The organism is Rhodococcus sp. AW25M09 (assembly GCF_000333955.1).
In the GTDB taxonomy this organism is placed as follows: Bacteria; Actinomycetota; Actinomycetes; order Mycobacteriales; family Mycobacteriaceae; genus Rhodococcoides.
The window spans coordinates 72,232-84,466 of the sequence record NZ_CAPS01000109.1 but is presented as its reverse complement, the minus strand read 5'-3'; the positions used below and the strand labels follow the sequence as shown (position 1 = coordinate 84,466).

Below are 12,235 nucleotides of genomic sequence, written 5' to 3'. Positions count from 1 at the left end.
GACGCGTCGGACGAGGGGCTGGATACGGCGGCGGAACGGTCGGCAACGACGGACACAGGCGGACTCTTTCGGTGATGAACGGCGGCACCCGAGACGGTGATACCCGGGAAGGCTTGTTCGTCAGAGACTGTCGCGAAGGTGCACGGTGGTCAACCTCGGCTGCCGAAAACGTGCATGTTGCACGGTGTGGCCCCGGCTCGACCCGGCAGCGGTGGTCGGCATGCTCAGCGGCGTCCGTCCTCGGCGAGTTGTTCGAGCAGCGGCTTGGTGCGGTACTGGATGAGCTCCGACATCGCGATGGACATATTGGTGCGCTCGACTCCTGGGATGTCGAGGATGAGACCGGCAATGCGATAGAGGTCCTCGGCGTCGACAGCGGCGATACGAATATGCATGTCCGCGGCCCCCGACAGTCCGAACACTTCGAGTACCTCCGGGATCGTGCGCAGGTGCTCGGTTACCGCTGCCAGGGTGTGTTGGTTGACCTGTGCAGTGACGAAGGCCTGCAGCGGGCGACCCAACGATCTCGGCGGGATGCGGTGATCGATCGGGGTGAGCGACCCCTTCTCGTCCCATCGGCCGAGCCGCGCCTGCACCGTGTTGCGAGACAGGCCGAGCGTCGTCGCCAGCTCGACGCCGGTGGCCCGCGGCTTACCGCAGAGGGCGAGGAGGAGTCGGGCGTCGGTCTTGTCCAGATCGGTCATTGCGCACTTCCTGTAGCTCGGTCGTCACCCAATATTGTGCATGGTGCGCAGTTGTGAAGTCATCACTTGTGCACACTGGACGTCGGTGGTGTCCTTGTGAAGGACATCACACCAGGACGGAGAGTGCCGCGACCATGAACACCACCTCGCTGGTACAGCTGATCAAAGAGTCGGGAACCGTGGTCCGCAACGAGACCTACTCGCCTCTCGTTGCAGACATCGACACCGCCGCAATGATGGATATGTATCGCGATCTCGTTGTCGTTCGACGCATCGATACCGAGGCCACTGCGCTGCAGAGACAAGGTGAACTGGGGTTGTGGGCACCGTTGCTGGGTCAGGAAGCAGCGCAGGTCGGTTCGGCGCGGGCGCTGGAGACCGAGGACTTCGTGTTCGCCAGCTACCGAGAGCACGGCGTCGCCTACTGCCGCGGTGTGGATCCCACCCGGATGCTGCGGTTCTGGCGTGGATCGACCCTGTCCGGTTGGGACCCGTACGAATACCGCATGACCACTCCGGCGATCATCGTCGGATCGCAGGGCCTGCACGCGACCGGGTACGCAATCGGCATGCAGCTCGAGGGTGCCGACGGTGCCGCCATCACCTACTTCGGTGATGGCGCGACCAGCCAGGGGGACATCTCCGAGGCGCTCGGTTTCGCGGCCAGCTTCCACGCTCCGGTGGTGTTCTTCTGTCAGAACAACCAGTGGGCGATCTCCGAACCGGTGACCGTGCAGACGAAGGCGACGATCGCAGCCCGAGGCGAGGGGTACGGAATCCCCTCGGTGCGCGTCGACGGCAACGACGTTCTCGCCGTACTGGCGGTGACCAGGGCGGCGCTGGCCCGAGCACGGGAAGGCAGTGGCCCGACGCTCATCGAGGCCGTCACCTACCGCATGGGCCCGCACACCACGTCCGACGATCCGACGCGGTACCGCTCCGGTGCCACCGACGACGAATGGCGTGCGAAAGATCCGATCGACCGAATCGAGAAGCTGCTCACACGAATCGGCGTGTTCGACGACGCATTCGTCGCCTCGGTGAAGCGCACCGCCGACGACGTCGCCGCCGAGCTTCGTCGTGGGTGCCTCGAGACCGTCGAACCCCCGGCGATGTCGGTGTTCGACAACGTATACGCCGACCCGCACCCCCTCCTGGACGAGGAACGCGCGCAATACGCCGCGTACCAGGCCGGATTCGAAGGAGCCACGTCATGACCACGCTGGAGCATCCTGTGCAGCAACGGCCCACCGGCCTTCCGTTGGGCAAGGCCATCAACGCAGGTCTGCGGCGAGCGATGGAGGACGATCCGAAAGTCCTGCTGATGGGCGAGGACATCGGCAAGCTCGGTGGCGTCTTCCGCATCACCGACGGCCTGCAGAAGGACTTCGGTCCCGGCCGCGTACTCGATATGCCACTGGCCGAGTCGGGCATCATCGGCACCGCAGTCGGCCTGGCGATGCGGGGATTTCGGCCGGTGTGCGAGATCCAGTTCGACGGTTTCATCTACCCGGCGTTCGACCAAATCGTCTCTCAGGTCGCCAAACTGCATTACCGCACGAGCGGAAATGTCAAGATTCCGATGACGATTCGAGTGCCGTACGGCGGCGGAATCGGTGCCGTAGAGCACCATTCGGAGTCTCCCGAGGGATATTTCGCGCAGACCGCGGGCCTTCGCGTCGTCACCTGCGCCAACGCCGCCGACGGCTACTCGATGATTCAGCAGGCCATCGCCAGCGACGACCCGGTGCTGTTCTTCGAGCCCAAGCGCCGGTACTGGGAGAAGGGCCCGATCGATCTGGATGACACCGATCTGGCCGGGGCGTATCCACTGCATCGGGCACGGGTGGTCACCGAGGGCACCGATGTCACCCTGCTCGCCTACGGGCCGCTCGTCTCCACCGCCCGCAAAGCCGCCGAAGTTGCTGCGCACGAGGGCATCTCGATCGAGGTCATCGATCTGCGATCGCTCTCGCCGATCGACTTCGAGACCATCGAGGCCTCGGTGCGCAAGACCGGACGGCTGGTGGTAACCCATGAGGCTCCGGTATTCATGGGACTCGGATCGGAGATCGCCGCCCGAATTTCCGAACGGTGTTTCTACAACCTCGAAGCACCGGTGCTACGCGTCGGCGGATTCGGCACCCCGTACCCCGCGTCGAAACTCGAGAAGTTCTACCTACCCGACGTAGACCGGATGCTCGACGCGGTAGACCGCTGCCGCTCTCACTGACCTCGCCTACACCGACCACTGACGCTGCATACCGAACAGGATTCGATGATGCCCACCATCAAGAGCTTTCCGTTGCCCGATCTCGGGGAGGGCCTCACCGAGGCCGATCTGTTGACCTGGCTGGTCGGCGTCGGTGACACCGTCGAGTTGAACCAGAACATCGCCGAGGTCGAAACAGCCAAGGCGGCCGTCGAACTTCCGTCACCGTTCGCGGGTGTCGTCGCTGCACTGCACGTGTCCGAAGGCGACACCGTCGAGGTCGGGGTGCCGATCATCGACATCAGGGTCGACGGTGGCGACGAGGACGTGGCCGCGCCCGAGAGCCCAGCAGCCGAGAGCCCAGCCCCCGAGAGTGTCGAGGACGCTCCCGAGGCGGACCGAGCACGCTCGCCCGAGGACGGCGAGGAGCGCGTTCCGGTTCTGGTCGGATACGGAGTGGTGAAGGAAGGCTCGAGTCGACGCGGCGGTAGAGCGGGAGCACCGGTCTCGACGGTGCCGAACGGGCAGAACGGCAAGCCGTTGGCGGCGCCGCCGGTGCGAAAGCTCGCGAAGGACAACGCGGTCGACCTTGCCGAGATACCCGCGACCGGAACGCGCGGTGACGTCACCCGCGAGGACGTCGAGTCGTACCTGCAGGGAGAGAACACGGTAGGAGAGGTGGAACCGCAGCGAAGCGGCCGTGAAGAGCGCACCCCGATCAAAGGGGTGCGCAAACACACCGCGGATGCCATGGTGCGCAGTGCGTTCACGGCCCCGCATGTCACCGAATTCGTCACTGTGGACGTCACCGAGACCCTGACGTTGTTGGACTCGCTGCGGTCCTCGGCCCACTTCGCGGAGGTTCGGCTGACCCCGCTGGCATTGGTGGCCAAAGCGGTTCTTGTGGCGTTGAAATCGAATCCGTCGCTGAACTCCTCGTGGGACGAGGCGAATCAGGAGATCGTCACCAAGTACTACGTCAACCTGGGGATCGCCGCGGCGACCCCACGCGGATTGATGGTGCCCAACATCAAGAATGCGCACGAACTCTCGTTCGTGGACCTCGCGCGCGCACTGGCAGATCTGACCCGCACCGCCAAAGAAGGCAAGAGCAGTCCGGTCGATCTTTCCGACGGCACGATCACGATCACCAATGTGGGCGTTTTCGGAGTCGATGCCGGTACGCCGATCCTCAACCCCGGCGAAGCCGGCATCCTGTGTTTCGGTTCGATCCGCCGTATGCCCTGGGAATATCAGGGCGAGATCGCTTTGCGGTCGGTGACGACGTTGTCACTGTCGTTCGATCACCGGCTCGTCGACGGCCGGCAAGGGTCTGAGTTCCTCGCCCTCGTCGGGCGATTGTTGTCCGATCCGCTGAACCTGATCGCTCTGGGCTGAGTACTGCTGAATCAGTGCTCGGCGGGTGTCGACAGACCCGGTCGATCGGCCGACAGATCGACGCCGCGTAGACCTCTGTCCGCTACGTCCTCCGGAAGTGCCTGTCCACGAACGAGTGCCGCGCCCACTCTGGCGAGTGCCGCACACGTCTGGATCCCGTAGCCACCCTGCCCGGCGCACCAGAAGAAACCCTCGACTTCCGAATCGAATCCGACGACCGGGGTGCGGTCGGGAACGAAACTGCGTAGACCGGCCCAGGACGAACGAACATGCCGCGCAGTCAACGTGGTGGCCTCGGCAATGTCGTCGAACGCCCGCGCGATCTCGAGCTCGTCCGGGCGGGCGTCACTCGGCTCGGTGGGGTTTCATCGGCAGGTGAGCACAGGAGTTGTGCGCCTTCGGGTTTGATGTAGAACTTCTCGTCGATATCGCTCAAGGTCGCCAGATCTGCGGTACTCAGGCCGTCGGGTGCGGCAACCATGAACACCGATCGGCGCATGGGTACGAGTCCGATGGGGTGGGCCCCGGCCATCGCGCCGAGGACATCCGCCCACGCGCCGGCCGCGTCGACGACGAGGGGAGCCGTGAATCTGGAGCCGTCCGAGGTGGTGATATGCCACAGGCCGTCGACGCGCTCGAGTGATGTCACCCCGGCTCCGGTGTGTACTCGTCCGCCGCGATCGCGCAACCCCCGCACGAAGCCCTGATGCAACGCGTGCACATCGACCTCCATCGAATGTGGCTCGTACAGAGCGCAATCGATCAGTTCGGGGCGTAGTGGCGGAAAGAACTCACGAGCCTCGGAAGGGGAAATGAGCTGCGCGTCCGGGGTGAGGCCGGTGATGTCGGCGTACATCGCTTCCAACGCGTGGCCACGTCCGGTGGCCGCGAGCTGCAGCAGTGGGCGCGGGGTGAGGAGTTCGGATCGAAAGTGCTCCGGTGGGTTCACCAAGAAGTCTCGACTGGCCGTCGTCAGGGCGCGAATGGTGCTGTTGCCGTAGGTTTCGAGGAACAGCGCAGCCGAGCGCCCGGTGGTGTGAAAGGCCAGGGTCTTCTCGCGCTCGAGCAGCGTGACTCGGCGATCGCTCGCAAGCTCGTAGCCGAGCGATACGCCACCGATTCCACCCCCGACGACGATCACGTCGCTACGGTTCGTGTCGCCGTTGGAAGTGTTCATGGCTTTCTCCCTTTCGTCTTCTCCGCAGACCACTGCGCGCCGGGCCCGATCGCCTCGTCGAAGATCAGCCAGGTTCGCGTCGACAGTATCCCGTCGAGTCCCTGGAGCTTGTCGAGCACCAGATGTCGCAGCGCCGACGTATCTGGAGCCCGGACCAGAACGAGCGCGTCGAAATCACCGCCCATGAGGCTGACGTGTTCGACGAACGGAAAGGTGCTCAGGTCGTCGGCGACGGCACGCCACGAATCCTGCCGAATGGACAGTGCCACGTAGGCGGATGCGCTCAAACCGGCCTTCTCGTATGCGATGCGCGCGGTGAAGCCCTCGATGACGCCTTCGTCGATGAGCCGATCGACGCGCACGTAAGCATGCGCTCGGGAGATGTGGGTCGCTTCGGCCAGGGCCCGCATGGACATGCGTCCGTCGCGGCTGAGCTCGGTGACGATGCGTCGATCCACGTCGTCGAGTTCGTACTCGGGTTCGTACTCGGGTTCGTACTCGGGTTCGGTCTGTGCCATCCGTCCACTCCAGGTCGTTCGAGAGAGGCAATCGTGGACGAATCGTCACACGCAGCTCCGGTGGGAGCCATCAATCTTCGATTGTGCTCTCGGTTTGATGTTAGGTCCACCAGGAACCAGGCTGTGTAGAACATCCATGTTCAGGGAGAACACGCAGAAGGGGTACCGAATGACCACGGCCGACACGCTCGATCACGTCACGACCTCGGTTGCGCGACGTGTTCGCCAGGGCTACGAAGCAGAGTTCGTGGAGTGGACCGAGCGCGGAATCGATCTCGTCCGAACCTTTCCCGGATTCCTCGGTGGCGGTTGGTTGCGCAGTTCCGGCGACTCGACCGATTACCACGTGATGTACCGATTCGAGACCCACGATCACCTCGACGCATGGCTGCAGTCCCAGGCTCGACGCGGCTGGCTCAGCACCGGCCGTTCCATCGCCGATGATGTTGCGACACATCGACTGTCCGGTGTGGAGGGGTGGTTCGAGCCGCAGTCCAACCTCACCGAGGCGGTTCGAGTGATCGGTGGTCCGCCGCCGCGGTGGAAGCAGGCCGTGTCGATCGGTGTGGCCTTCTATGCCGTCAGTCTGCTGGTCAACATCGTCGTCACGCCGCACCTGACGAGTGTGAACGTAGCGCTGCGCACTGCCCTCGTGGTGATGATGTGTACGCCGCTCATGGTGTACGTCGTGATGCCGTTCGTCACTGCGCGGCTGCGCCGGTGGCTGGTGCCGCGCAGCTAGAACAGGTGTCGGCCTTCGGTACAGTCGAGCCCATGCCGGACGCCTGTGTAGACGATCAATTCTTCCTCGACGGGGCATGGAACTTCCGCGATCTCGGCGGTGTGCGCGCGAGGGACGGTGCGGCCGTCCGCCCCGGATCGTTCTATCGCGCTTCCGAATTGAGCGCCCTGAGCGACGAAGGCCGGCGCGCTGTCGCAGGCCTCGGAATCAGCACGGTGTTCGACTTCCGTGGTGACTCGGAGATCGGTCGAAGCGGCAAAGATCGAGTTCCGTCAGGCGTGGAGTCGATCTCGGTACCGTTCGACAACGAACGAGGCGAGCGCGCCCCACACGAGGCGCCGATTCAGGACGAGCACAGTCAAGTGGACTACATGATGCGGGCCTATGCGTCGTTCCCGACCCTCGACGGGGCGTCACACGCGATCAAGCGGGTGGTGGACGCACTCGCCGAGCGGCGCGGTGGAGTTCTGGTGCATTGCGCCGCGGGCAAGGACCGCGCGGGCTGGACGGTCGCGACCGTCCTGCGGGCGGCCGGGGTCAGCGAGGACGACATCGTCGCGGACTACCTGAAGAGCAATGACGCCATGGCGCCGCTGCTGGCTCACGTGCGTCGAACCTGGGCGGGAGCCGCCGACGCGGACGGCTTTGCCGCCGACGCGATGTTGGGCGTGCGCGTGTCCTATCTCGAGCACGGTATGGCGGCCATGGAGTCGGCGCACGGCTCGTTCGATGGGTATCTGGCACATCTGGGGATCGATTCCGATCTACGACGGCGATTGAGTGCGGCCCTGGTCGATTCGTAGCGGTAGCCTCGCCGCATGCGTATCGGGACGACGGCACCGGATTTCGACCTACCGGATCATTCCGGCGAATTTCGTGCACTCACGGAGCTGACTGCAGCGGGGCCGGTCGTCCTGTTCTTCTACCCGGCCGCCAACACTCCCATCTGCACCGCCGAGGCTTGTCACTTTCGGGACCTGGGTGCGGAATTCGACAGGTTCGGCGCTCAGCGGGTCGGCATCAGCACCGACACCCGCGACAGAAATCTTCATTTCGCGCTGCAGAGGTCGTTCGATTTTCCGTTGCTGTCCGATTCGGATGGCGCGGTCGCCGAGCAGTTCGGGGTGCGGCGGGGTGGGTGGTTCGCCCGCAGGCATCGGCTTCGTGAGCTCGAACGCGGGCACTCGAACGCCGCTCGACGAGGTCTGTTGCGGCAATTGCTGTCCGTCAAGCGGACGACGTTCGTGATCGATCGACAGCGAGTGGTGCGAATGGTGGTGCAGAGCGAGCGCGGTCATGTCCATGCGACCAAGGCATTGGAGTACCTGCGCTACCTGTCGTGACGGTGCAGTGCGTCGTTATTCGTTGGTGCCGCTGAACAGAGCGGTGTAGACGGCCGGCTTCGACGACTCGGCGTGCGCATCGGTGGACGCATCGTCGGGGTGGCTGAAGAGCGCCTCGTTCTTTTCTTTGTGTTCCATTCCTCGAGCATGCCCCTGATCGACTGCAATAGCCACTCGCCGCGCGCAATATGCACGCGTACCGGATGGGATACTGCTCGGATGCCCGATGAATCCCTGTTCGACGCCCTGCGCCGCGAGCCCGACGCCGAGGCACCCAACCTGCACGCCGTCGACGCCGCGGATCGACTCGTTCTCGACACCGTCGACGAGCGGCCGGACATCGACAGAACGGCACCGATCGCGGTGATCGGTGACCGATACGGTGCTCTCACGCTCGGTGCCGTCGGGTTGGGATTCACGAACGTGCGGGTTCACCAGGACGCGGTCACCGGCATACGGGCACTCGAGTTGAACGCCGCGCGGGTGTCGATGATCGGCTCGTACACCCAGCACGAACTCGGTGCCGCGCTGCTCGACGGCGTCGGCACGGTGTTGATGCAGTTGCCGCGAGGTCTGGCCGAGCTCACCGAGATGGCCGAGCACATCGCGGCCCATGCGCGGGCGGACGTCGTCGTACTGGCCGGTGGGCGGGACAAGCACATGACCCCCGCGATGAACGACGTACTGCGACGGTCGTTCGAGACGGTCACGGCCGGCCGAGGACGGCAGAAGGCGCGAGTGCTCACCGCAACCGGGGCGGTGGCGTCGGGCCCGACGTATCCGGTGAGCAAGCGAATCGCAGACCTGGACATGACGGTCGTCGCGCACGGTGCGGTGTTCGCGGGAGCCGGTCTCGACCTGGGCACGCGGTTTCTGCTCGAGTACGTTCCCAAGATGTCGCCGCGAGCTCGCACGGCTGTCGACTTGGGTTGCGGCACAGGAATTCTCGCAACCGAACTCGCTCGCACCAGGCCCGGTCTCGACGTGATCGCCACCGACCGCTCGTCTGCAGCCACCGCCTCGGCGGCGGCGACAGCGGTGGCCAACGGAACCACGATTTCGGTCGTCGCGGACGACGCGATGTCGACATTCGAGTCCGAGTCGATCGACCTGGTGGTGTGCAACCCGCCGTTCCACGAGGGCGCGGCAGTGCACACGGGTGGAGCGAGCAAATTGTTCGCCGCCGCCGGTCGGGTCCTGCGGCCGGGCGGACAACTGTGGACGGTGTACAACACTCATCTGAACTATCGACGCGAACTGGCCGACGCCGTGGGCCCGACCGACTCGATGGGACGCAACAGCAAGTTCACCGTCGCTCGCTCGGTACGCCCGAGCGAGCGGTGAACGTCAGGTGACGGGGCCGCCGTCTTCCGGAGATCCGTCGATCTGGCCCCGGTTGCGGCCGAGGTCCTCGACGAGAGTGCCCTCGACGATCTCGGCCTGACGCTGACCTTCCGCGTAGTCGATGTCGGGATCCTCGTCCGATTCCTCGACGACATGGTCGACCAATTCCTCGGTCAACTCGGCGTCGGGAGTCTCGGCGACCGGGCGGTCCAGATCTTCCTCGACGCTGACATCGGGCTCTTCCTCGCTGAGCTTGAGGTCGAGGCTCTCGCCCTCGGAAGCCTCACGAGCGGTGGTTCCGAAACTGTTGGCCTCGCTCCAATGGTCGGGGGCATCGACCACGGTGTCGCCGTCGTCGTTGCGTACCTCGTCCGAGTCGACGCTTTCGCTGGTGTCCAAAGTCTGGTCGGGTCCGTCTTCGATTGCCATTCCCTCATAGTGCCCGTTTCGATTCGGTGTCACACACGCGGTCGTCCACGCGTGTCGAGGTTGCACCCGGTAGAGTCCGTTTTGTCCGTCGTCGAAGTATCCCCTCGGGAACTTTTGTCCGGATGTCGGACGTTGACATGATGACCGACGGGGAGATCCCCGGTGGGGATCAGAACTTACGAAGGGAAGAGACACGGTGCGCACCTCCAGCAACCCGGTGTTCCGCAACCTGCCCAAACAGCAGGGCGGCGGCTACGCCACATTCGGATCTGCGACGGCTGGAGCCTCGCAGGCCGCAACCTTCGGCCAGCATCCCGGAACGCAGGCCGAGCCCTACACCACACAGCCCGCGCAGCGGGCCATGACGATCGACGACGTCGTCACCAAGACCGGCATCACCCTCGGCGTGCTGAGCGTCACCGCGATCATCTCGTACCTGTACGCCTCGGCGAATCCATCGGTAGCGCCCGCGCTGCTCATCGCCGGTGGCCTCATCGGCTTCGGTCTGGTCATGTTCGCGACATTCGGGCGCAAAATGGACAACAAGTTCATCGTGCTTGCCTACGCTGCCGCGGAGGGAGTATTCCTCGGCGCACTGTCGCTGGTGTTCACCGGTGAGTCGTTCGGAATGAGTGGCGGGTCCGCACTCATCGGCCAGGCAATCCTCGGCACGTTCGGCGTGTTCTTCGGCATGCTGATCGTCTACAAGACCGGCGCAATTCGGGTCACCCCGCGTTTGACCCGCATGATCGTCGGTGCCCTGATCGGCGTCGTCGTACTGATGCTCGGCAACCTGGTTGCCAGCTTCTTCATGGACGGTGGATTCGGACTGCGTGACGGCGGACCCATCGCCATCATCTTCAGCCTCGTCTGCATCGGTATCGCAGCGTTCAGCTTCCTGCTCGACTTCGACCAGGCGGATCAGCTGATCCGTGCACAGGCTCCCGAGAAGGCAGCCTGGGGCGTCGCCCTCGGCCTGACCATCACCCTGGTGTGGCTGTACGTCGAAATCCTGCGTCTGCTGAGCTACTTCCAGAACGACTAGTACTCACGAGAAAAGCCCCGCACTCCATCGAAGAGGGCGGGGCTTTTTCGTTGTCCAAGGGAGCTACGGCTCAGCTGAGTCGTTCCAGCACCATGGCCATACCCATGCCGCCGCCGACGCACATGGTCTCGACGCCGAACGTCTTGTCCTGTGTCGTCAGGTTGTTGAGCAGCGTGGTGGTGATGCGGGCACCGGTCATTCCGAACGGGTGGCCGACCGCAATAGCGCCACCGGAGATGTTCAGCTTGTCCTCCTCGATGCCGAGGTCGCGGGCCGAACCGAGGACCTGCACTGCGAAGGCCTCGTTGATCTCGAACAGGTCGATGTCGGAGATCGACATGCCCGCGATCTTCAGTGCCTTGCGGGTGGCCTCGATGGGTCCCAGGCCCATGATCTCGGGAGACGTGCCGGTGACTCCGGTGGAAACGATGCGGGCCAGCGGCGTCAGGCCGAGTTCCTTGGCCTTGGTGTCGCTCATGATGACGAGCGCTGCTGCGCCGTCGTTCAGCGGGCACGCGTTACCGGCGGTGATGGTGCCGTTCGGACGGAAGACCGGCTTGAGCTGGCTGATCTTCTCGTACGTGGTGCCGGCGCGGGGCCCATCGTCGGTGTTGACGACGGTGCCGTCGGGCAAGGTCACCGGGGTGATCTCGCGCTCGAAGAAGCCGGAGTTGATGGCCTCTTCGGCGCGGTTCTGGCTGCGGACGCCCCAGTGGTCCTGATCCTCACGGCTGATGCCGGTGAGCAGGGCGACGTTCTCGGCCGTCTGGCCCATCGCGATGTACGCGTCGGGCAGCTCGCCGTTCTCGCGGGGGTCGGTCCAGCTGTCCGCGCCCTCTTCCTGTGCCTTCTTGGTGCGGGCCTCGGCGTCGGCGAAGATCGGGTTGTGGCTCTCGGGAAGCGAGTCGGAGCTGCCGTGGATGAAGCTCGACACACTCTCGACGCCGGCGGAGATGAACACGTCACCCTCGCCTGCCTTGATCGCGTGCAGCGCCATCCGGGTGGTCTGCAGCGAAGACGAGCAGTATCGGGTGATCGTCGTTCCGGGCAGAGAGTCGTAGCCGAGCTGCACTGCGACGATCCGGGCGAGGTTGTTGCCCTGCATGCCGCCGGGCAGGCCACAGCCCAGGAGTAGATCGTCGATGTCCTTCGGATCGAGCGAGGGCACCTTGGCCAGCGCAGCGGCGACCATCTGAGCGGTGAGGTCGTCGGGACGAATGTCTTTGAGCGAACCCTTCATCGCTCGGCCGATCGGTGAGCGCGCGGTGGCGACGATGACTGCCTCTGGCATGAGATCTCCTTGTGAATCGATATTGCCGAACT

13 protein-coding genes and 1 pseudogene are annotated in these 12,235 nt (G+C 64.5%); 8 read left to right on the top strand and 6 right to left on the bottom strand.

Annotated features, from left to right (window positions below; all coding sequences use genetic code 11):
- Positions 1-224: 224 nt before the first annotated feature.
- Complete coding sequence (locus RHODMAR_RS20745; protein ID WP_008718481.1) at positions 225-704, bottom strand: Lrp/AsnC family transcriptional regulator; 480 nt, start codon at positions 702-704, stop codon at positions 225-227.
- 134 nt (positions 705-838) lie between these two features.
- Between RHODMAR_RS20745 and pdhA the strand changes: the two genes are divergently transcribed.
- Genes pdhA through RHODMAR_RS20730 form a run of 3 tightly spaced genes read left to right on the top strand, consistent with a single transcriptional unit; the run spans position 839 to position 4,314 of the window.
- Entirely contained in the window at positions 839-1,921 is a 1,083-nt protein-coding gene (gene pdhA, locus RHODMAR_RS20740) for a pyruvate dehydrogenase (acetyl-transferring) E1 component subunit alpha (RefSeq protein WP_008718478.1), read from the top strand.
- Positions 1,918-2,937, top strand: coding sequence for an alpha-ketoacid dehydrogenase subunit beta (locus RHODMAR_RS20735; RefSeq protein WP_008718476.1), 1,020 nt, complete (start codon positions 1,918-1,920; stop codon positions 2,935-2,937). The genes pdhA and RHODMAR_RS20735 overlap by 4 nt, the downstream gene beginning before the upstream one ends.
- 48 nt (positions 2,938-2,985) lie before the next feature.
- Positions 2,986-4,314, top strand: a complete 1,329-nt coding sequence (locus tag RHODMAR_RS20730; RefSeq protein ID WP_008718474.1) for a dihydrolipoamide acetyltransferase family protein — start codon at positions 2,986-2,988, stop codon at positions 4,312-4,314.
- Between the two features lie 11 nt (positions 4,315-4,325).
- Here RHODMAR_RS20730 and RHODMAR_RS20725 read toward each other — a convergent pair.
- A pseudogene (locus RHODMAR_RS20725) lies at positions 4,326-5,491 on the bottom strand (NAD(P)/FAD-dependent oxidoreductase).
- Positions 5,488-6,009: an Lrp/AsnC family transcriptional regulator gene (locus RHODMAR_RS20720; protein WP_008718468.1), complete on the bottom strand. Its 522-nt coding sequence runs from the start codon at positions 6,007-6,009 to the stop codon at positions 5,488-5,490. The pseudogene RHODMAR_RS20725 and the gene RHODMAR_RS20720 overlap by 4 nt, the downstream one beginning before the upstream one ends.
- A gap of 169 nt (positions 6,010-6,178) precedes the next feature.
- Between RHODMAR_RS20720 and RHODMAR_RS20715 the strand changes: the two genes are divergently transcribed.
- The 3 genes from RHODMAR_RS20715 to RHODMAR_RS20705 are packed head-to-tail and all read left to right on the top strand — an operon-like array spanning position 6,179 to position 8,094.
- Positions 6,179-6,751 carry an antibiotic biosynthesis monooxygenase gene (locus RHODMAR_RS20715; RefSeq protein ID WP_008718467.1) on the top strand — a complete coding sequence of 191 codons (573 nt, stop codon included), beginning with the start codon at positions 6,179-6,181 and terminating at the stop codon, positions 6,749-6,751.
- Positions 6,752-6,783: 32 nt separating this feature from the next.
- On the top strand, positions 6,784-7,554 hold the full coding sequence (locus RHODMAR_RS20710; protein WP_042940002.1) for a tyrosine-protein phosphatase: 771 nt from the start codon (positions 6,784-6,786) through the stop codon (positions 7,552-7,554).
- A gap of 15 nt (positions 7,555-7,569) precedes the next feature.
- Positions 7,570-8,094 (top strand): peroxiredoxin, encoded by a 525-nt coding sequence (locus RHODMAR_RS20705; protein ID WP_008718464.1) that lies wholly within the window; start codon positions 7,570-7,572, stop codon positions 8,092-8,094.
- A 15-nt stretch (positions 8,095-8,109) separates the two neighbouring features.
- Here RHODMAR_RS20705 and RHODMAR_RS29440 read toward each other — a convergent pair whose 3' ends face one another.
- The gene (locus tag RHODMAR_RS29440; RefSeq protein ID WP_269744633.1) at positions 8,110-8,232 is read right to left on the bottom strand and encodes a hypothetical protein; all 123 of its coding nucleotides are present in this window, start codon (positions 8,230-8,232) and stop codon (positions 8,110-8,112) included.
- An 81-nt stretch (positions 8,233-8,313) separates the two neighbouring features.
- Between RHODMAR_RS29440 and RHODMAR_RS20700 the strand changes: the two genes are divergently transcribed.
- A complete protein-coding gene (locus RHODMAR_RS20700) occupies positions 8,314-9,438 on the top strand; it encodes a class I SAM-dependent methyltransferase (protein ID WP_042939986.1) in 1,125 nt (374 codons plus the stop codon).
- A 3-nt stretch (positions 9,439-9,441) separates the two neighbouring features.
- Here RHODMAR_RS20700 and RHODMAR_RS20695 read toward each other — a convergent pair whose 3' ends face one another.
- Positions 9,442-9,867 carry a hypothetical protein gene (locus RHODMAR_RS20695; protein ID WP_008718459.1) on the bottom strand — a complete coding sequence of 142 codons (426 nt, stop codon included), beginning with the start codon at positions 9,865-9,867 and terminating at the stop codon, positions 9,442-9,444.
- Positions 9,868-10,063: 196 nt separating this feature from the next.
- On the opposite strand from RHODMAR_RS20695, the gene RHODMAR_RS20690 reads away from it, so the two are divergent.
- Positions 10,064-10,912, top strand: a complete 849-nt coding sequence (locus tag RHODMAR_RS20690) for a Bax inhibitor-1/YccA family protein (RefSeq protein WP_008718457.1) — start codon at positions 10,064-10,066, stop codon at positions 10,910-10,912.
- 70 nt (positions 10,913-10,982) lie between these two features.
- Here the strand turns inward: RHODMAR_RS20690 and RHODMAR_RS20685 are convergent, their stop codons facing one another.
- Positions 10,983-12,203 (bottom strand): acetyl-CoA C-acetyltransferase, encoded by a 1,221-nt coding sequence (locus RHODMAR_RS20685; protein ID WP_008718453.1) that lies wholly within the window; start codon positions 12,201-12,203, stop codon positions 10,983-10,985.
- Positions 12,204-12,235 lie beyond the last annotated feature (32 nt).

Bases quoted from the DNA above. Each gene is read 5' to 3' on its own strand.
- RHODMAR_RS20745 (WP_008718481.1), bottom strand. From the start codon at position 704: ATGACCGATCTGGACAAGACCGACGCCCGACTCCTCCTCGCCCTCTGC.
- pdhA (WP_008718478.1), top strand. From the start codon at position 839: ATGAACACCACCTCGCTGGTACAGCTGATCAAAGAGTCGGGAACCGTG.
- RHODMAR_RS20735 (WP_008718476.1), top strand. From the start codon at position 1,918: ATGACCACGCTGGAGCATCCTGTGCAGCAACGGCCCACCGGCCTTCCG.
- RHODMAR_RS20730 (WP_008718474.1), top strand. From the start codon at position 2,986: ATGCCCACCATCAAGAGCTTTCCGTTGCCCGATCTCGGGGAGGGCCTC.
- RHODMAR_RS20720 (WP_008718468.1), bottom strand. From the start codon at position 6,009: ATGGCACAGACCGAACCCGAGTACGAACCCGAGTACGAACCCGAGTAC.
- RHODMAR_RS20715 (WP_008718467.1), top strand. From the start codon at position 6,179: ATGACCACGGCCGACACGCTCGATCACGTCACGACCTCGGTTGCGCGA.
- RHODMAR_RS20710 (WP_042940002.1), top strand. From the start codon at position 6,784: ATGCCGGACGCCTGTGTAGACGATCAATTCTTCCTCGACGGGGCATGG.
- RHODMAR_RS20705 (WP_008718464.1), top strand. From the start codon at position 7,570: ATGCGTATCGGGACGACGGCACCGGATTTCGACCTACCGGATCATTCC.
- RHODMAR_RS29440 (WP_269744633.1), bottom strand. From the start codon at position 8,232: ATGGAACACAAAGAAAAGAACGAGGCGCTCTTCAGCCACCCCGACGAT.
- RHODMAR_RS20700 (WP_042939986.1), top strand. From the start codon at position 8,314: ATGCCCGATGAATCCCTGTTCGACGCCCTGCGCCGCGAGCCCGACGCC.
- RHODMAR_RS20695 (WP_008718459.1), bottom strand. From the start codon at position 9,867: ATGGCAATCGAAGACGGACCCGACCAGACTTTGGACACCAGCGAAAGC.
- RHODMAR_RS20685 (WP_008718453.1), bottom strand. From the start codon at position 12,203: ATGCCAGAGGCAGTCATCGTCGCCACCGCGCGCTCACCGATCGGCCGA.